The organism is Aureimonas mangrovi, assembly GCF_014058705.1.
GTDB lineage: Bacteria > Pseudomonadota > Alphaproteobacteria > Rhizobiales > Rhizobiaceae > Aureimonas > Aureimonas mangrovi.
Map to the genome: position 1 here is coordinate 1,911,698 of NZ_CP059692.1, position 19,381 is coordinate 1,931,078.

Consider the following 19,381-nt stretch of genomic DNA (forward strand, 5'->3'; position numbering starts at 1 on the left):
CGCTGGGAGGAACGCGTCAATGTCGCGCGACATTCTCGATACCCATCCAGGCTTCGCCAAGGTCTTTCAGCCGGGCCGTTTGACGCTTGGCTTCATGATGCCGCTGGCGCGGCTGGAAAACGGCGTGCCGGACATGACAGGACAGCTGGAGCTCGCCTCGCGTGTCGACGAACTCGGCTTCGCGGCGCTTTGGGCACGTGACGTGCCGTTCTTCGATCCGAGCTTCGGAGATGCCGGACAGGTCTACGATCCATGGGTCTGGCTTGGCATGCTCGCTGCGCGGACGCGGTGGATCACCCTTGCGACCGCCGGCATCGTCCTGCCGCTGCGCCATCCGTTTCATACTGCAAAGGCAGCCTTCACCCTCGATGCCGTCTCGAACGGCCGCTTCCTCCTGGGCGGAGCTTCGGGCGACCGCCCGAGCGAGTTTCCGGGGTTCGGAAAGGATCACCAAACGCGCGGTGCGAACTATCGTGAAGCAGTCGAGACCATCCGAGGCGTTGCTGCGAGCTTTCCTGACATTTCCGGATCTTTTGGAAAGGTGGCGGGGCTCGACATGCTTCCGAAGCCCAGGTTCGGAAGATTGCCCATGGTGGCGGTCGGTAGCGCGCAGCAAAGCGTCCAGTGGATCGCGGAACATATGGACGGCTGGATGACCTATCCGCGTGATCCGGCCGACCAACGCAAGCGACTGGACCTGTGGAGCATCGCTCTCGCCGAACGGGCTTCCGGCGCTTTCAAGCCATTCGGACAGCCGCTTTTCATAGATCTAGCGGAGGATGCGGACGCTCCGCCAACGCCGATCTTTCTCGGATTCCGATTGGGAAGCAATGCCCTGGTGGATCACTTGAAATCGCTGGAGTCGCTCGGCGTGAGCCATGTCGCGCTGCAACTCCTGTTCAATCGGCGACCACCACACGATACCATCGAGGAACTGGCCTCGGAGGTCCTTCCGCTGTTCCCATCTTGAATGGCTAGAAAGCACCTTGAAGACACCATCCTTCGGACGGTTCAGATCTCCCTGTTGCGATGCGTCCGACAGTTCTTTCTCACAAGAGGAGGTTGCGGCATGCCTGCCTTTTTCGTTCATGGTGCCCCGGACACCCATCACGTTTGGGATCCTATCCGGGATCATCTTCACGACCACGACAGTGTGGCCGTCGATCTGCCCGGCTTCGGTTGCAGCGTACCGCCCGGTTTCGAGGCGACGAAGGAGGCTTATGTAACTTGGCTGATCGCGCGGATTGCGGAGATCGGGGAGCCGGTCGACATCGTCGGGCATGATTGGGGATGTGTGCTGTCGTTGCGCGTCGCCTCGCTGCGTCCCGACCTGATCCGGAGCTGGGCGGCTGGTGATGGGCCGCTCAATGCTGACTATGTGTGGCATCCACTTGCCAAGATATTCCAGACGCCCGGGCTGGGGGAGGAGTATATCCGGAACTTCAGTCCCTCGCAGTTTGAGAAGGCTCTGCTCGATGACGGCGTGCCAGCGTCCATCGCTTCGCAAGTTCCGATGCGGGTTGATGCCGTGATGGGGGAATGCCTCCTCAAGCTCTAAAGGTCGGCGGTGACGGTCGGTGCCGATTGGCAGCCAGGGTTGGCGAATGTGCGGGCGCCGGGCCTCGTCATCTGGGGCAAACACGACAAGAGCGTTCCGGTCGAAAATGCGGATATCCTGGGCCGGGACACCGGTGCGCGCCAAGTCATGAAGCTTGACGCTGGCCATTGGTGGCCAGTCCAGAGGCCGGCTGAAGTCGCGGCGGCGCTCGTCGCGCATTGGGAAGCTGCCGAAAGGCAAGCGGTACCAACGGATAGGTGAGCCGAGATTCGATCACGCTTGGATAGCAACAGGCTCGGTCGCGTAAGGCTCAAGTCTTGTCCACTGAAACTCGGTGACAGGTCCAAAAGCCAGACGATCTGATGACGCGGCCGACCCTGTTGCGCGAAGCCTCCTTGAACCGATAATCCCAAGAGGATGTTGCATCGAAGTGAGGTAAGGTCCCGGTGATTTATAGTGAAGGTCTTGCGATGCACGTGATCCCGCTTCCTCCCATCGAACGTGGAGTCCTTCCATGAAGGCGCGCAGCTTCGACGCGATCGTGGTCGGCGCAGGACAGGCAGGTCCATCGCTGGCGGTGCGGCTTGCGCAGGCCGGGCGCACCGTCGCGATTGTGGAGCGTCACCTTGTCGGCGGCACGTGCGTCAACACAGGCTGCATGCCGACGAAGACATTGGTTGCCAGCGCGAGAGCCGCGCACGTCGCGCGCCAAGCGGCCGATTACGGCATCCGCCTGGCCGGGCCGATCGAGGTCGACATGCGATCGGTCAGAGACCGCGCTGCGCAGGTGTCGCAAAAGGCGCGGAACGGGAACGAGGGCTGGTTAGGGGCGACCGAGGGCGTGACATTGATCCGCGGTCACGCAACTTTCGAAAGTTCTCACACGCTCCGGGTCGGCGGCGAGTTGCTGACGGCGCCGCTGATCTTCCTGAATGTCGGAGGTCGAGCCGTGGTGCCGAACCTCCCGGGCATTCGGGACATCTCCGTGATGACCAACACGGACATCGTGAGCCTGGACTCCTTGCCGCGTCACCTCGCCGTGGTCGGGGGCAGCTACATCGGACTGGAATTCGCACAGATGTATCGGCGCTTCGGCTCCGCGGTGACGGTGATCGAGCGCGGTCCCCGCCTGATCTCTCGCGAGGACGAGGACATCTCGGAGGCGATGCGGGAGATGCTCGAGGCAGAGGGTATCGCGATCAGGACGAACGCGGAATGCATCGCCTTCGCTCCTCACCCCAACGGAGCTTCGATTCAGGTGTCCGGTACGAGCGGTGCCCACGAAATCGTTGCCAGCGACATCCTGATTGCCGTTGGTCGGCAGCCCAACACCGATGATCTTGGGCTCGTCCTGGCCGGGGTGGATATGGACGAGCGGGGGTACATCAAAGTCGGCGAGGATTTGCAGACGAACGTGCCAGGCGTCTACGCGCTCGGGGACTGCAACGGGCGCGGAGCGTTCACTCACACCAGCTACAACGACTACGAGATCGTGGCGGCGAACGTCCTGGACGGCGAGACCCGCCGGGTGAGCGACCGGGTCCCGGCGTACGCGCTCTACACGGACCCACCGCTCGGGCGGGTCGGCATGACGGAGCGGGAAGCGCGCGCGACGGGCCGCCCGCTGCTCATCGCAAAGCGTCCGATGACGCGTGTCGGCCGAGCGGTCGAGAAGGGCGAGACCACAGGTTTCATGAAGGCCCTTGCCGACGCCGAGACGAAGCGCCTCCTCGGCGCGGCGATCTTTGGCGTTGAAGGCGACGAAGCAATCCACAGCATCCTTCTGGCGATGAACGCTGACTTGCCGTGCACGGCCATACAACGCGCGGTACCGGTTCATCCGACAGTGTCCGAACTTATCCCCACCCTCCTCGGTGACCTGGTTCCAATAGAACAATTCGATGGTGAGCATTGAAGACAGCTCCCGCGCATAGCCCTGAGGATCGTGTCATGCGGCGAGCGTGCCGCGGCCGACTGGCGGATCTGACTGTAGAGATAACCTCCATGCCCTCGGTCGCGACTTGTGCCGACGATCGGCCCCCGTGCTCGTCATGCGCCCCAGATGGCGCGATAGAGCAAGAGGATTGAGGTCGCCAGAAGCATCCACTCGACGAGTTGGAAGAAGGCCTTCTCCTCCAGCCGGCGCGTGATCCACGCACCGGCGAAGGTCGCGGCGATGGCGGCGGGCAGGAGAACGAGCGTGGCGAAGAGCGAGCGCTCGACCGAAATCTGCCCAAGCTCCCAGAAGAAGAAGAGCTTCATCCAGTTCACCGCGGCAAACAGGATCGTCGATGTGCCGGCGAACACCATCTTCGCCAGCCGCTGGGGCAGCACGTAGAACTGAAAGGGCGGCGCTCCGGCGTTCGCCACGAAGCTGGTGATGCCCAACAGCACGCCCCAGAAGAGCCCGCGAGGCACGTCGGCCGGGCGCGGTGGAAGCACATGGCGGCGCTTCCATGCCGCGTCGATGCAGAAGAGAATACCGATGACGCCGATCGCCCCCGTCAGAGCGCGCTCCGGCACGATCGAAACCGTCGCCCATGCGATCGCCACGCCGACGAAGGCTGCCGGAACGAGGATGGCAAGGTTCCGCGCACTGAACTGGTGGCGGTAGAGATAGACCCCGACGACGTCGCTCGCGATGTAGATCGGCAGAATGAGCGATGCGGCAGCTAGCGGCGGCATCGCAAAGACCAGCAGCGGGACGCTCAGCATGCCGACAATCGGAAGCCCGCCCTTGGAAAGACCGACCAGGATCGACGCCGCGACTGCAAGTGCGGCAGCGAGCGGCGAGTTCATCAGGCCGAACGGGGAAATGTCCATGAAGGTGCGTAGCGCCGTGATCTGGAAGCCTTCGCATTCCTAGCAGCATTCGGTGCGAACCGATGCGCGGATCCATCGACAGCGGCACGCGCGCGACCGTCGGCCAGTAGCTCATTTTCCGTGCGATCGCAGCCGCCGGTATGGAGGAGCCCTGCCCCGCAACATCGGAATACCGCACCGTAGGTGGGATGTCTTGCTTATCATTAGTGCACTATCTATATCGTGGTCATGCACGATGACGACGCCCTACTCCGCGCCCGGTATACCGAGGCGCTGGTCCGCACCGGCCGAAAGCTGCGCACGAGCTTCAACGCACGCGTCGTCGCGCACGGGCTGACCTATCCGCGTGCGCGCGCGCTCCTCGTCCTCGAGCGTGAAGGGCAGTTGACGCAGAGCGATCTGGCCGCCGAACTCGAACTCGAAGGGCCGACGGTCGTGCGCCTTCTCGACGGGATGGAAAAGCTCGACCTGATCGAGCGGAAGGCCGTGCAGGGGGACAGACGCGCCAAGCATATCGCCCTGACCGACCATGGCCGGCATCAGGCGAGCGTGGTCGCAGAGATCTCGCTCGAACTGCGCAATGAAATTCTGGAGGGGACGAGCGCCTCGGACCTGGAAGCTGGCCTGCGCATTCTCGAGCGTATCGGCCGCGCTATAGGCGAGGAGACGCGCCATGGCGACTGAACGCCTCAGCGCGGCGGAGGCTTTGCCCACCCCCGCAGCGAACAGGCGTCGCCGGGGAGAGCCGATGCCCGCCCCCGCGCCTTACGTGCGCAAGCACCCCGCGATGGCCGCGCTCTACATGGCGACGGCGACCGTGATCTCCATGACGCAGGGTCTGGGGCTCAACCTCGTCTCGGCCAATCTCTACCAGCTTCAGGGACCGCTTGGCGCGACCACAAACGAGACCGTGTGGCTGATGGCCGCGTATCTCGCGCCCAACGTCAGCCTGACACTGCTCCTGACGAAGGTGCGCGCTCAGTTCGGCCTGCGCAATTTCGCCGAGGTGACGATCCTCGCCTTCCTGGGCGTGAGCCTCATGCATCTTTTCGTCGACGATCTGCGCTCTGCTCTGGTGGCGCGCTTCTTCGCGGGCGTCGCGGCGTCGCCGGTCTCCTCGCTGGCCTTCCTCTACATGCTGGAATCGTTTCCACCGGAGAAGAAGCTGAATATCGGCCTGAGTCTGGCGCTGACCAACATCTCCATCGCGATGCCGATTGCGCGGCTCATCTCCCCGACGCTGCTCGATCTGCATGGCTGGAGCGGGCTTTTCATGGTGGAGACGGCGCTCGCGATGATCAGCCTTTGCGCGATCTACTGCCTGCCGCTCAACTCGCCGCCGAAGACGCCGGTGATCGAGCGGACCGACCTTGTCAGCTATGGGTTCGTGGCCCTCGGGCTCGGCTCCATCGCCATCGCGGTGACCGTCGGCCCGTTCTATTGGTGGTTTGAGCACGCGTGGATCGGCGGATTATTGGCGTTCGGCATTGCCAGCCTCACCGCTGCTGTGGTCATCGAACTGAACCGTGAGAATCCGCTCCTGGACATCCGCTGGATCACGTCGAAGGAGATCGTGCATTTCGCCGGCACGCTGCTTCTCTTTCGCCTGATCCTGTCCGAACAGACGAGCGGCGCCAGTGGCTTCTTCCAGGTTCTCGGCCTGCAGAACCAGCAAATGACCACGATGTACGTCATCATGATCGCAAGCGCGATCACGGCCGGCCTCGTCTGCGCCGTCGTGCTGAAGCCGGGGCGCGAGCCGTACATCCACATCGTCGCGCTTTCGCTGCTGATCGCCGGCTCGTTCATGGACGCGGGCGCCACGAACCTCACCCGGCCAGAGCAGATGTATCTCAGCCAGGCGCTGATCGCGATGGCGGGTGTCCTCTTCCTGCCGCCGGCGCTCGCCATCGGCTTCGTCTCGGCCATGAAACGCGGGATGAACTACATCCTGTCCTTTCTCATCGTGTTTCTGACGACGCAGAGCCTCGGTGGCGCGATCGGCTCGGCACTCTTCCGCTCGTTCGTGACGGTGCGCGAGAAATTTCACTCGAACCAGATCGTCGAAAACATCGTGACGTCCGATCCGGTGGTCGCGGCGCGCGTCCAGCAGCTCGGCGGAACCTACAGCCATGTGCTGACCGACCCGGCGCTGCGCCAAGCGGAGGCATTGCAGCAGCTCGCCACCACGGCGACGCGCGAGGCGAACGTCCTCGCCTACAACGACGCCTTCTTCCTCATCGGATGTCTGGCGAGCTTCGGGCTCGCCTGTCTCCTTGTGCATCTCCTTTACAATCACCTGCGTGACGGGCGCGCGGCTGCTCGTCAGCCTGCCGACGCATGACCGATCGACGAGTGTTCCCCATGTCCAAGGCCTTCCGTTCACTATCCTCGTATGTCGCGCTTCTCGTCGGCTTCATCGGCGTTCTGTTCGTGCTTTACGCCTGGCACCTCCCGCCATTCTCGTCGAGTATCGAGATCACCGAGGACGCTTATGTGCGCGGGCAGGTAACGATCATCGCGCCGCAGCTCGCCGGCTATCTCGCCGAAGTGCCGGTCCAGGACTATCAGGCCGTCGAGGAAGGCCAGCTGGTCGCCAGGATCGACGACCGGATCTTCGTCCAGCGGCTAGCACAGGCCCGTGCCACGCTCGCGGCGCAGACGGCGTCGCTGGACAACTCCCAGCAGCAGCGTGCGGCGAGCGAAGCGCGGGTCGCCGTCGCGCAAGCGGCGATCGAAAGCGCCGAGGCCGCCTTCCGGGCCGCGCAGTCCAACTTCCAGCGCATCCAGCGGCTCGCCGACGATGGTTATACGCCGAGCAGCGAGCTCGATACGGCCCGCCAGCAGAACGATCAGGCGCACGCCTCCCTCGATCAGTCGCGCGCCTCGCTCGAGGTCGCTCGTCAGGACCTTCAGACGGTCATCGTCCAGCGCGGGTCGCTCGAGGCCGCCGTCAAGGGCGCCGAGGCCGCCGTGCAACTCGCGCAGATCGATCTCGACAACACACGGATCGTCGCGCCGCGCGCCGGCCACCTCGGTGAGGTCGGCGCGCGCGTCGGCCAGTATGTGCAGGCCGGCTCACAGCTCACCAGCGTCGTGCCGGACGCCAACTGGGTGACGGCGAACTTCAAGGAGACGCAGCTCGCCGGAATGCGTGTGGGCCAGCCGGTCACCTTCACGGTGGACGCGCTCGGCCACCGCACCCTCACCGGCCGTATCGAGCGCTTCGCCCCTGCTACCGGCTCCGAGTTCGCAGTGCTGCGACCCGACAACGCGACCGGCAACTTCACCAAGGTCGCCCAGCGCGTTCCCGTGCGCATCGCGATCGACCCGGATCAGGATGGCGCCGAGCTTCTCGCGCCGGGCCTGTCCGTCGTGGTGAGCGTCGACACTGCGGCCAGTGACGCCGAGGCGTCGACGCGCGCCGAGCGCTGACGGCCGCCGCCATCCGCCGCGTCAAAGCGACGCGACGCGCGCCTCTCGCCATTTCACCGCAAAGGTCGTGCCCCGGCCAGGCGCCGAGCGCACTTCGATGAAGCCGCCGTGGTCCGACACGATGTCGTTGGCCATGCTGAGGCCGAGCCCGGCACCCGAGCCGTGTGGATTGATGCGATAGAACGGCTCGAAGATTCGCGCCTGCTTGTCCGGCGCGATTCCCTGCCCTTGATCCGTAACGAGTACGGAGCCTTCCGACGAGACCCGAACCGTGATCTCTCCGCAGCGCCCACCATACTGGATGGCGTTGCGCAGTAGGTTGCCGAAGGCGCGTTCCAACGCGTCGACCTCTCCCTCGATGACCTGCTGGCGCGGATCGGGCTCGAAGGAGATGTCGTAACCCTCGGAGATCGCGAAGGGGGCGAGGTCGGCCACCACCGTGGAGACAAGTCCGTTCAGCTCCACACGGCTGCGACGCGGCGGTTGCTGGCGGTACTTCTCGATGTCGAGAAGCTGGTTCGTGATGGCGGTGAGGCGCTTCACGCCGCTCTGCAGATGCGTCTTCTCGGGGCTCGGCGGCAGGGTGTCGATCCGCACCTGGAGGATCGCGATCGGCGTGCGCAACTCGTGCGCCGCGTTGACGAAGAACCGCTCGGTCGTTTCGAAGCCGTTGTCGAGCCGACGCAGTGCCATGTTGATCCCGTTGACGACCGGGAGCACTTCGCGCGGCAAGCCCGCCTCGTCGACCGCCCCTCCCCGTGCTTCGAAATCGATCCGGTCCAGGCGCGCGTTCAGGTCGTTGAGGGATCGCAGAGACCGCCGCGTCACCCAGGGCACGCCGAGAAGGGTTATCGTGGCAAGGATAAGCGCCGGCACGGCGACGGCGACAGAGCCGATCCACAAGAGGAGCCCATGCTGGGACATCGACACCCCGCCGGCGAAGATCGTCGCCTCCCCAGCGGGCGTTTCCAGGCGCTCCGAACGTGCCAGCGCACCGGGGTCGCCGATATAGCCGTGCATCTCGACCGTACGGAACTGGCGCAGGAACTCCCTGTTCGCGATAATTCCCTCCGGTACGTCGCCGTGAGAGACGATGGTTCCATCGTCGAACTCGGCCAGGAGCCAGAAAGTTGGCCACTCTGCCATCGTCTTCTCGAGGCTCTCGCTCGGGGCAAGCCGGGGCTCCCCCTCTGCGGACGGCTGGATCGAATCGGCAACCTCCTGCGACAGCCAGATCGAGGGGACCGCACGCTCCGGCGAGACGGCCGAGGCCAAATAGATGACAAGCGCGGCCGAGGCCGCGATCGCGCAGGCCTGCAGGACGATGAAACCGAGCGTGAAGCGCCAGCGAAGCGAGGAGCTCTTCATGTCACGCGGTCTCGTGGAGGAAGTAGCCGATGCCGCGCACATTCCTGATCACGACGCTGGAGCCTGCATCCGTCAGTTTACGGCGCAGGCGCGACATGTTCGCTTCAAGAGAGTTCGACTGGATTTCGTCATCGAAGGAATAGACGCTGTCTTCCAGCGCAGAGCGCAGCACGGTGCGGCCACGGTTGCGCAGCAGCGTCTCCAGGATGAGAAGCTCCCGCCGGGCGAGGACAAGCCGCTCGCCTTCCACGCTGACATCGCGAGAGACGCGGTCATAGGAGATGTTGCCGGCGACCACGATGCGCGCAGGCGCTTCGGGCGCCCGTCTCAGGACGGCCGTCATCCGGGCCAGCAACTCGTCGATCTCGAACGGCTTCGGCAGGTAGTCGTCCGCGCCGTCGTTGAGGCCGGAAATCTTCTCGCGCGTCGAGCCCATCGCGGAGACGATGATGGCGCGTGTCGTCTTGCCCCGCGCTCGCAAGTCGGCAATCAGCGCGCTGCCGTCACCGTCGGGCAACTGCCGATCTATGAGAAGAATGTCGTAGGTGGCGAGCGCGACGGCCTCTCTTGCGGTCTCTAGATCGATCACGACGTCGAGGACCACGTCGTGCCGCAGGAGCGCTGCGCGCAGCGCGTCCGCCATTTCGACATCGTCTTCCACGAGCAGCACTCTCATTCGTTCGCACTCCTTCTCGGCGAGGCGACCAATGGAAGGCAGGGCTTACAGGAGAATTACGCGATGAGGTCCGCTAGTTCGTCTTCAAACGAAAACGGCGGCCAGAGGCCGCCGTCAGCATCCGTCAAGCTTCGCGCCCATTACTCGGCGGGCGTTTCGCCTCCCTGGAGCGCCTCGTTCTGCGCATCCTGGAAGCGCTGGCGGCGCGCCTCGGCCTGGTTCTGGAGCGCCTCGTTCAACTGCTGCTGACGCGCTTCAAGTTCCGGTTGCTCGCGCGCGGGGCCATCGAAGGCCTGCGTAAAGCCGCTCAGCGTGATCTCGATCGGGTTCGGCTGGCGCTGGAAGTTGGTGGACGTGACCCGCATCGTGCCGCCCCGCTTCATCGATTCGACGAGCTGGTCGGAAAGCTCGACCTCCGCAATGCAGCGGTCCGGGAAGCAGACCGAATAGTTCAGCGTCTGCGCAGCGTTCTGGTCGATCTGCATCTGGACGCCGGCAGGGATGACGCGTCCCGTCGGCACCACCGCCTGCAGGATACGCTGGTTCACGCTTCCGGAAACGTCGATGAGGTTCACCGCCGTGATCAGCTGACGCGTGTCGGCGATGAGCGTGTACTGCGTGTTGCAGATCGTGTTGTCGCCCTGCGGGGCGCAGACCTTGAACCACTCTGCGGGGAGCTGCTGTGCCTGCGCGCCGCCGGCCGGAAGGCCGATCGCGGCGAGAGCCAGGAACCCGCTAGCCAGAACGGAACGATCGATCATGTGCGAACGGAATTTCACGGGTCTCGGATCCTCTCGAAGCTTCACAAGGAGGTGTTTGCCCTCCCTTAGCGACGTTGGCCGTGCTTAGCAAATACGGCCGTTTGAAGGCCTCCAGCCTCGCGCGAGCCTGCCCCGGCATGGGTGGCAAAGCCTTTGAGTTCCGGTAGGTTCGGGCACGTTCCGCCGACGCCTGATGGAGCCTTTCCGCCGATGCGGCCCACCCTCTTTTCGCGCCCGCGCGCCCTCGCCGCGGCCCTCGCCTTCGCCGCCTTCGCAAGCGCCGGCACCGGTGCATTCGCCCAGCCCCAGCATGCCATCGCCATGCATGGCGAGCCGAAGCTCGCAGCAGGCTTCGAGCATTTCCCCTTCGTGAACCCGCAGGCGCCACAGGACGGCGCGCTCGTCTACGGCGTGGCGGGAGATTTCGACAATCTGAACCCCGTCATCGTGCAGGGCGCGGCGACGACCGCACGCGGCATCTTCTTCGACCCCGAGTTCGGCAATCTCGTCTTCGAGCCCCTGATGTTCCGCTCGCCCGACGAACCCTTCACGCTCTATGGACTGGTAGCGGAGAGCGTGGAGACGGACGAGGAGCGGACCTTCGTCGAGTTCCAGCTCAATCCCGCCGCGCGCTTCTCCGACGGCAGGCCGGTACGGCCCGAAGACGTGATCTTCACCACCGAGATGATGAAACGCCCGGGTATCGTGCGCCCGCACTATACGGCATGGCTCTCGCGCGTGGACCGCATCGAGAAGGTGGGCGAGCATGGGGTCCGCTTCACCTTCGGCGACGCGGCCGATCGTGAATTGCCGCTGCTGCTCGCCGGGCTGCCGGTTCTGCCCGAGCACGACCACGATCCGGAGACGTTCGGCCGCTCGACCCTTCGCCCGCTCGTCGGCTCCGGCCCCTACCTGATCGACCGCGTCGAGCCCGGTTCGCGCGTCGTCTACCGTCGCAACCCGGATTACTGGGGCCGCGACCTGCCGGTGAAGCAGGGGCTCGACAACTACGCGCAGATCACGGTCGAGTATTTCCGCGACGTCAACGCGATGTTCGAGGGCTTCAAGGGCGGGCTCTTCCACATCTATCAGGAGCGCAATCCGACGCAGTGGCTGACCGCCTACGACTTCCCCGCGGTGGAACGCGGCGACGTCATCAAGGAGACGTTCGAGACTGGACGTCCGGCGAATGTCACGGCCTTTTTCTTCAACACGCGCAGGCCGGTGTTCGCGGACCGTAACGTGCGCCGGGCGATCGCCAGCCTCTACGATTTCGAATGGGCGAACGCCAATCTGCATCGCGGCGCCTATACGCGCACGGCGGGGTTCTTCGACAATTCCGAGCTCTCCTCGGTCGGGCGTCCCGCAAGCGCCGCCGAGCGCGAGTTTCTGGCGCAGTTTCCCGCGGCGGTGGAACCCGAAGCGATGGAGGGTAAGCTGACACCGCCTGTCAGCGATGGCTCTGGCGGTGATCGTATGATTTTGCGTGCTGCGCTTACACAGCTTCAGGAGGCCGGCTATTCGATCCAGGGCGGCACTCTCGCGGATGCCGACGGGCGCCCGTTGCGCTTCGAGATCCTCGTGCAGACGAGCGAGCAGCAGCGCACGGCGCAAGCCTTCGCGCGCACGCTGTCTCGCATCGGGATCGTCGCCGATATCCGGCTCGTCGACGATTCGCAGTACCAGCAGCGCCGAATGGCCTTCGACTACGACATGATCCTTTCCCAGCTCACGGGCACGCTCTCGCCAGGCGCTGAGCAGGTCAATCGATGGGGATCGGCCTCGCGCGACTCGCAGGGCTCCTTCAACTTCGCGGGGGCCGCCGATCCCGCCATCGACGCGGCGCTGGACCGCATAGTGCGTGCCCGCTCACAGGAAGATTTCGAGGATGCGGTGCGCTCCTACGATCGGATTCTGATCTCGGGCGCCTATGTCGTGCCGCTTTACCACATCGCGGAGCAGTGGCTGGCGCGCTGGCGCTTCATCCAGCATCCCGACACGACACCCCTCACCGGCTATTACCTGCCGGCCTTCTGGCGCGAGCCGCAGTAGAGGTCCACGATCCCGCGCCATTCGGCTTCGTGCGAGCCTTCGTGGTTCGCCATGCCTGCGCGCGTGAGGACGCCCTTCGGCTTGCAGAAGCTGTAGATCTTCTCGCGCCGCTGGTTCTCGCGCCACGTGACGTTAAAGGCCCAGTAGCGCGGAAAGAATTCCATTTCGGCATAGGGCAGATGGTCGTGAACCCACCACGCCATCTTTCGCCAGTCCCCCTCCCCCTGGAACCTGTCCCAGAAACTCGGCACGACGACGCAGGCCGTGGCGCCCATGTTGCCATGCTCGTCGCGCCGGTCCCAGATGTGCCCGGCATAGTTGCTCTCGTTCCGCGCGCAGTTGTAGCCGGCCTTGCCCGCCTTCTGCTGCTCGTTTCCGAAGATGTTCACTTCCGAAGAGCGGAAGGACGAGCGCACCGCGATGCGTCCGAAGGCATCCTGCAGCGGCTCGAGGATGTTCTCACAGAGCTGACGGCCCGCGGCGATCGCAAGCTCCGGGTCGTCCGGGACGTTCTGGAGCCCGTGAATGGCGGCGATCTCCGAGAACAGAAAATCGCGCATGAAGAAGGATTTCGATAGCCTCGTTCGGCCGAACTCTGTCAACGTCTGAACGGAGGCAGGCCGGTTTCGGGTCATGAGATCAAGCCGCTTTCTTCTCCGTCTCGTCCGCGAAGCGCGCGAGCTGCGTGGCGATCGTCGCCGCCCCGTTCAGGCGCTTCTCAGGCGTGCCCCAGTCGCGCATGAGGACGATGGACTGGTCCGGCCGGATTTTCGCCGCCGCGCCCTGCTCGCCGATATAGCGCACGAGCGCACCCGGATTGGCAAAGGTCTTCTCGCGGAACTGGACGACGAGGCCCTTGGGTCCGGCGTCCAGCTTCTCGATATTGGCGCGTCGGCAGAGCGCCTTGATGAAGACGACCTTGAGCAGATGCTCGACTTCCTGCGGCATTGGCCCGAAGCGGTCGATGAGCTCGGCACCGAAAGCGTCGATCTCGCGCGCATCCTCGAGGTCGGCGAGCCGGCGATAGAGCGTCATGCGAAGCTGGAGGTCGGGCACGTAACCTTCGGGGATCATCACGGCGGTGCCGAGCGTGATCTGAGGCGACCATGCGCCGTTCGTCTCCCCCTCGGTGCCCTTCATCTCGGCGACCGCCTCCTCCAGCATCTGCTGGTATAGCTCGAAGCCGACTTCCTTGACGTGGCCGGACTGTTCCTCGCCGAGGATGTTGCCGGCACCGCGCTGGTCGAGGTCGTGGCTCGCGAGCTGGAAGCCGGCACCCAGCGTGTCGAGCGACTGGAGAACCTTCAAACGCCGGTCGGCGCCTGCCGTCGGCGTCTTGTTGGCCGGAATGGTCATCAGCGCGTAGGCGCGCTGCTTGGACCGGCCGACGCGGCCGCGAAGCTGGTAGAGCTGCGCGAGCCCGAACATGTCCGCCCGATGGACGATCATCGTGTTGGCGGACGGGATGTCGAGGCCCGATTCCACGATCGTCGTCGAAAGCAACACGTCGTACTGGCCCTCGTAGAAGGCGTTCATGATGTCATCGAGCTCGCCTGCGGCCATCTGGCCGTGTGCGATGGCCACCTTCAGCTCAGGCACCTGATCGTCGAGGAAGTCCTTCACGCCTGCGAGGTCCGAGAGGCGCGGCGCGACGTAGAAGCTCTGGCCACCGCGATAGCGCTCACGCAGCAGCGTCTCGCGCACCACCAGCGGGTCGAAAGGGGCGACGAAGGTGCGCACGGCCATGCGGTCCACCGGCGCGGTGGTGATGAGCGACAGTTCACGCACGCCGGTGAGCGCCAATTGCAGCGTGCGCGGGATAGGCGTGGCCGAAAGCGTCAGAACATGGATGTCCGACTTCAGCTCCTTCAGCCGCTCCTTGTGCTTGACGCCGAAATGCTGCTCCTCGTCGATGATCAGGAGGCCGAGGTTCTTGAAGTCGATCGACTTGCCAAGGAGCGCGTGCGTGCCGACGACGATGTCGACCTGCCCTTCCTTCAGGCCCTTCTTGGTCGCCGCCAGCTCCTTGCCCGTCACGAGGCGGGAGGCCTGCGCGAGATTCAGCGGCAGCCCGCGGAAGCGCTCCGAAAAGGTCTTGAAGTGCTGGCGCGCAAGCAGTGTCGTGGGCACGACGACGGCCACCTGAAGCCCGTTCATCGCCGCGATGAAGGCGGCGCGCAGCGCGACCTCCGTCTTTCCGAAGCCGACGTCGCCGCAGACCAGCCGGTCCATCGGCTTGCCTTCGGCCAGATCATCCGTGACGGCGTCGATGGCGTTCTGCTGGTCCTCGGTCTCTTCGTAGGGAAAGCGGGCCTGGAACTCGCCCCACAGCCCTTCTGGCGGCAGGAGCTTGGGCGCCGTTCGCATTTCGCGCTCGGCGGCGATGCGGATCAACTCGCCCGCCATGTCGAGCAGGCGCTTCTTCAGCTTGGCCTTGCGTGCCTGCCAGGCGCCGCCGCCCAGCTTGTCGAGCATCGCTTCCGAGCCTTCGCCGCCGTAGCGTGACAGGAGCTCGATGTTCTCGACCGGCAGGAACAACCGGTCGCCGCCGGCATAGGCAAGCTCCAAGCAGTCATGCGGCGCGCCCATCGCCTCGATGGTCTTGAGGCCGACGAAGCGGGCGATGCCGTGATCGACGTGGACGACGACATCGCCCTCGTCGAGGCCCGAGACCTCGGAGATGAAATCCGCACCTCGCCGTTTGCGCCGGCCTCGCCGCACGAGGCGATCGCCAAGGATGTCCTGCTCGCCGACGACCGCGATGCGATCGGTGACGAAGCCCGACTCGATGCCAAGGACGGCGGTAGCGACTGTGTTGCGCCCCGCTTCCAGCGCCTGTTTCAGGCTGTCGACATCCTTGATGTTGCCGAGGCCGTGCTCCTCGACGACCTGCCGCAGTCGGTCGCGCGAGCCCTCCGTCCATGCCGCGAGAACGACCTGCCGACCGCCCGCGCGCAGCGACGAGATGTGGTCCACTGCCGCCTTGAACACGTTGACGTCGCCCGCCTGCCGCTCGGCGGCGAAGTTGCGCCCTTTGGAGACGTCGAGATTAACGGTCTCGACGGTGCCGCCGGCATCCGTCAGTGCGTAGGCTGAGAGGCGGATGGGGTCGGCGACCGCGAGGTGCCCTGCGAGTTCCTCGGCCGAGAGGTAGAGCTGGTCAGGGCTGAGCGGGTTGTAGGGTACGGCGTCGGCGCTGGCGGCGGCCGTCGAGCGGCGCCGGGCCTCGTAATAGTCCTCCACAAGCTTGCGCCGCTCGCCCACGGCCTCGTCGACGAGATGGTCGAGCACGACCGGGAAACCCGCGACGTGATCGAACAGCGTTTCCACGTTCTCGTAGAAGAGCGGCAGCCAGTGCTCCATGCCGGGGAAGCGGCGCCCTTCGGAGACCGAGACATAAAGCCCATCGCCCCGCGACGGCGCGCCGAATAGCTTCACATAGTTGGTGCGGAAACGACTGATCGTCTGCTCGGTCAGCGTCACTTCCGAAACGGGCGCGAGCTCGAAGCTCTTGCGCTGGCCGGTGGTGCGCTGTGTCGCAGGATCGAAGGCGCGGATCGATTCCAGCGTATCGCCGAAGAAGTCGAGCCGGATCGGCTCCTCCTCACCCGGCGCGAAGAGATCCAGGATGCCGCCGCGCACGGCGTATTCGCCGCGCTCGCGCACCGTCGTCACACGCTCGAAACCGCCGCGCGACAGGACGTTGACGATGTGATCCATCGCGATGCGGCCGCTGGCCTTGGCGTGGATCGTCTCCTCCGCCAGCACTTTTGCCGGCGGCATCTTCTGCAGCATAGCGTTGGCGGTCGTCAGGATCACCGCGCGATGCGGTTCGGTGCGCAACGCATGAATTGCGGAGAGGGCCGAAAGGCGGCGCGCCGCCGCCTCGCTCGACGGGCCAACACGGTCATAGGGCAGGCAGTCCCAGGCCGGCAGCGACAGGATCGGCAGATCGGGTGCGACGAAGCGCAGCGCGTCTTCCAGTTCGCCCATGCGGTTGCCGTCCCGCATGACGAAGACGATCGGCTTCTTGCCGCCGCGCTCGCGTGCGATCTCCGCGAGGAGAAACGCCTCGTAGCCCTCGACGACATTGCCGACGCGCAGCGAGCCGCCGCGAGACAGCACTTTCTTCAGATCCGCACTCACGAGCCGCTCTCCGCCTCGCCCGCATGGAACGCCTTCACCTGCCGAAAGACGGGCGTGTCGTAATTGGCGGGCGTTTCCTCGGCGCCGATCATCCAGGCGAAGAGATCGCGATCCTGCGCCTCCATCAGAAGCTCGTAGTCGGTCAGGTCCTCGTCGCTCAGCGTGCCGATCCGCGCATCCGCGAAGCGTCCGAGCACGAGATCCATCTCCCGCGTGCCTCGATGCCACGAATGGTAGAGCGCCTTGCGGCGCCGCACGTCGAGATCGATGGAGGAGCGCGTCATTCCGCTCATGCTGTTCCCCTGAGGCCGGCCGCTTCGTCAGCGACAGAACGCGCGGGGGCCGCTTTTCAAGCGGCCGCACCTCGCGGCAATGTCCGTTCGTCGCACCGATATAGTTGGCCGGTCACGCCCTGTCAGCCTTGCCAGCGCAGGGCGAGACGATAAAGGTCGCGGCCATGCGCCCCTCCGTCCTCGATCCGCTCTTCGCGCCCGCCTCCAGCCTGCCGGGCATCGGCCCCAAGCTGGCGGGCCTTCTCGATACCCTGCTTCTGCCGGCGGGCTCGCAGAGCGGTGCACGCGTGCGCGACCTTTTGTTCCATCTGCCGAGCGGCATCGTGGACCGGCGGCGGCGCGCCGAGATCGCGACCGCCCCCGAGGGTACGCTCGTGACGCTCGAGCTTCGCATCGACCGGCACCAGCCGGGGGCGACCCGCGCCCAGCCGACCCGCGTCTTCGCCCACGACGAAACGGGCGAGATCGCCCTCACCTATTTTCGCGCGCAGTCGGCGTGGCTGGAGAAGCTCCTGCCCGCAGGCGAGACGATGATCGTCTCCGGCAAGGTCGAGTGGTTCAACGGCCGCCCGCAGATGGTTCATCCAGACTTCGTCGCCCCGCTCGCCGAGGCCGAGACGCTGCCCCTCGTCGAACCCGTCTATCCGATGACGGCGGGGCTTTCGGCCAAGGTCCTGCGCAAGGCCATCGAAGCGGCGCAGGAGCGTTCGCCAGAGTTGCCGCAATGGCTGGATCCCGAAATGGCGCGGCGGCACGCCTTTCCGCCGGTCGGCGAAGCGGTGGCCAGGCTTCACGCCCCGCGTGATCCTGCCGACATCGCGCTCGACGGCCCCGCGTGGAAACGCCTCGCCTATGACGAGCTTCTGGCCAGCCAGCTTGCTCTCGCCCTCTCGCGTCAGCGGATGAAGAAGGCGCCGGGCCGCGCGCTCGGCGGCGATGGCGCGAGGCGTGAAGCGGCGCGCGCCGCCCTGCCCTTCGCGCTGACCGAAGGCCAGGAGAAGGCCGTGGCCGAAATCCTCGCAGACATGGGCCGCGAGGAGCGGATGCTCCGTCTCCTGCAGGGAGACGTCGGAGCCGGCAAGACGGTGGTCGCGCTGATGGCGATGGCGGCGGCGGCCGAATCCGGGGCGCAGTCCGCGCTTCTCGCGCCGACGGAAATCCTCGCCCGCCAGCACCACGCCGGCCTGTCGCGCTGGTGCGAGGCGGCCGGTTTGTCCATCGTCCTCCTGACCGGGCGCGACAGCGGCCGCGCGCGCGCGGAAAAGCTCCAGCGCATCGCCGACGGCGAAGTCGATATCGTCGTCGGCACGCACGCGCTCTTCCAGGACGATGTCGCGTATCACGATCTCGGTCTCGTCGTCGTCGACGAGCAGCATCGCTTCGGCGTTCACCAGCGTCTCAGCCTCACCCGCAAGGGCCGCGCGCCCGACCTTCTCGTCATGACGGCGACGCCCATACCCCGTACGTTGGTGCTGGCCGCCTTCGGCGACATGGACGTCTCGCGGCTGGAGGGAAAGCCAGCGGGCCGCAAGCCCATCGCGACGGTCGCCGTGCCGATGGAGCGCATGGGTGACATCGTGGAGAGGGCGCGCAAGGCGATCGAGGCCGGCGACAAGCTCTATTGGGTCTGCCCGCTGGTCGAGGAGAGCGACAAGAGCGAGCTGACGGCCGCGCAGGAGCGTTTCGAGCATCTGCGGAAGGTGCTTGGTGACGTCGTCGGTCTCGTCCACGGCCGAATGAGCGGCGAGGAGAAGGACGCCGCGATGGCGGACTTCAAGTCGGGGCGCACGCGCATCGTCGTCGCGACGACGGTGATCGAGGTCGGCGTCGACGTGCCGGACGCCTCGATCATCGTCATTGAGCATGCCGAGCGTTTCGGGCTCTCGCAGCTCCACCAGCTTCGCGGGCGCGTCGGACGCGGCGACAAGGCCTCGTCCTGCGTGCTCCTCTATCGCGGGCCGCTCGGCGAGACGGCGCGTGCGCGGCTGGAGGTCATCCGTGACAGCGAGGACGGCTTCCGCATCGCCGAGGAAGATTTGAAGCTGCGCGGCGAAGGCGATCTCCTCGGCACCCGCCAGTCCGGCATGCAGGCGTTCCGCATCGCCAGCCTCGCGGACCACGCCGAGCTGATGGAGATCGCCCGCGACGATGCGCGGCTGACACTGACGCGTGACCCCGAGCTTAAGAGCGAGCGCGGCGAGGCGCTGCGCGTTCTCCTCTACCTCTTCGGCAAGGACGAGGCAGTCCGCCTCCTGCGCGCCGGCTGACG

14 protein-coding genes and 2 pseudogenes are annotated in these 19,381 nt (G+C 65.5%); 8 read left to right on the forward strand and 8 right to left on the reverse strand.

The annotated features are described in order from the left end of the window. Window positions 1-19 precede the first annotated feature (19 nt). The 3 genes from H1343_RS09110 to H1343_RS09120 all read left to right on the forward strand — a co-directional run bounded on the left by H1343_RS09110 (window position 20) and on the right by H1343_RS09120 (window position 3,473). On the forward strand, window positions 20-970 hold the full coding sequence (locus H1343_RS09110; protein WP_185982618.1) for an LLM class oxidoreductase: 951 nt from the start codon (window positions 20-22) through the stop codon (window positions 968-970). Window positions 971-1,069: 99 nt separating this feature from the next. Then, the gene (locus tag H1343_RS09115; RefSeq protein WP_246332890.1) at window positions 1,070-1,558 is read left to right on the forward strand and encodes an alpha/beta fold hydrolase; all 489 of its coding nucleotides are present in this window, start codon (window positions 1,070-1,072) and stop codon (window positions 1,556-1,558) included. 514 nt (window positions 1,559-2,072) lie between these two features. Further along, window positions 2,073-3,473 carry an FAD-containing oxidoreductase gene (locus H1343_RS09120; RefSeq protein ID WP_185982619.1) on the forward strand — a complete coding sequence of 467 codons (1,401 nt, stop codon included), beginning with the start codon at window positions 2,073-2,075 and terminating at the stop codon, window positions 3,471-3,473. A 134-nt stretch (window positions 3,474-3,607) separates the two neighbouring features. Here H1343_RS09120 and H1343_RS09125 read toward each other — a convergent pair whose 3' ends face one another. After that, window positions 3,608-4,381 (reverse strand): sulfite exporter TauE/SafE family protein, encoded by a 774-nt coding sequence (locus H1343_RS09125; protein ID WP_185982620.1) that lies wholly within the window; start codon window positions 4,379-4,381, stop codon window positions 3,608-3,610. 228 nt (window positions 4,382-4,609) lie between these two features. Here H1343_RS09125 and H1343_RS09130 point away from each other — a divergent pair, with 228 nt between their 5' ends. From H1343_RS09130 to H1343_RS09140, 3 genes are all read left to right on the forward strand, one after another. Next, window positions 4,610-5,065: a MarR family winged helix-turn-helix transcriptional regulator gene (locus tag H1343_RS09130; protein WP_185982621.1), complete on the forward strand. Its 456-nt coding sequence runs from the start codon at window positions 4,610-4,612 to the stop codon at window positions 5,063-5,065. 64 nt (window positions 5,066-5,129) lie between these two features. Continuing rightward, window positions 5,130-6,725, forward strand: a complete 1,596-nt coding sequence (locus tag H1343_RS09135) for an MFS transporter (RefSeq protein WP_185985579.1) — start codon at window positions 5,130-5,132, stop codon at window positions 6,723-6,725. 20 nt (window positions 6,726-6,745) lie between these two features. Continuing rightward, complete coding sequence (locus tag H1343_RS09140; RefSeq protein WP_185982622.1) at window positions 6,746-7,816, forward strand: HlyD family secretion protein; 1,071 nt, start codon at window positions 6,746-6,748, stop codon at window positions 7,814-7,816. Window positions 7,817-7,837: 21 nt separating this feature from the next. Here H1343_RS09140 and H1343_RS09145 read toward each other — a convergent pair whose 3' ends face one another. The 3 genes from H1343_RS09145 to H1343_RS09155 form a co-directional block, all read right to left on the reverse strand. After that, window positions 7,838-9,184 (reverse strand): sensor histidine kinase, encoded by a 1,347-nt coding sequence (locus tag H1343_RS09145; protein ID WP_185982623.1) that lies wholly within the window; start codon window positions 9,182-9,184, stop codon window positions 7,838-7,840. Between the two features lies 1 nt (window position 9,185). Beyond that, complete coding sequence (locus H1343_RS09150; protein WP_185982624.1) at window positions 9,186-9,860, reverse strand: response regulator transcription factor; 675 nt, start codon at window positions 9,858-9,860, stop codon at window positions 9,186-9,188. Between the two features lie 140 nt (window positions 9,861-10,000). Then, on the reverse strand, window positions 10,001-10,639 hold the full coding sequence (locus H1343_RS09155; protein WP_246332892.1) for an invasion associated locus B family protein: 639 nt from the start codon (window positions 10,637-10,639) through the stop codon (window positions 10,001-10,003). A 192-nt stretch (window positions 10,640-10,831) separates the two neighbouring features. On the opposite strand from H1343_RS09155, the gene H1343_RS09160 reads away from it, so the two are divergent. After that, window positions 10,832-12,673, forward strand: coding sequence for an extracellular solute-binding protein (locus tag H1343_RS09160; RefSeq protein ID WP_246332894.1), 1,842 nt, complete (start codon window positions 10,832-10,834; stop codon window positions 12,671-12,673). Here H1343_RS09160 and H1343_RS09165 read toward each other — a convergent pair. From H1343_RS09165 to H1343_RS09175, 4 genes and pseudogenes are all read right to left on the reverse strand, one after another. Further along, complete coding sequence (locus H1343_RS09165; RefSeq protein ID WP_185982625.1) at window positions 12,640-13,308, reverse strand: hypothetical protein; 669 nt, start codon at window positions 13,306-13,308, stop codon at window positions 12,640-12,642. The two genes, H1343_RS09160 and H1343_RS09165, sit on opposite strands and share 34 nt — an antisense overlap. A gap of 4 nt (window positions 13,309-13,312) precedes the next feature. Further along, a pseudogene (gene mfd, locus H1343_RS09170) lies at window positions 13,313-16,372 on the reverse strand (transcription-repair coupling factor); the annotation flags it as partial. 62 nt (window positions 16,373-16,434) lie between these two features. After that, window positions 16,435-16,756, reverse strand: a pseudogene (locus tag H1343_RS17195) (hypothetical protein); the annotation flags it as partial. A gap of 59 nt (window positions 16,757-16,815) precedes the next feature. After that, window positions 16,816-17,112, reverse strand: a complete 297-nt coding sequence (locus tag H1343_RS09175; protein WP_185982627.1) for an FAD assembly factor SdhE — start codon at window positions 17,110-17,112, stop codon at window positions 16,816-16,818. A 164-nt stretch (window positions 17,113-17,276) separates the two neighbouring features. Here H1343_RS09175 and recG point away from each other — a divergent pair, with 164 nt between their 5' ends. Further along, window positions 17,277-19,379 carry an ATP-dependent DNA helicase RecG gene (recG, locus tag H1343_RS09180; RefSeq protein WP_185982628.1) on the forward strand — a complete coding sequence of 701 codons (2,103 nt, stop codon included), beginning with the start codon at window positions 17,277-17,279 and terminating at the stop codon, window positions 19,377-19,379. Window positions 19,380-19,381 lie beyond the last annotated feature (2 nt).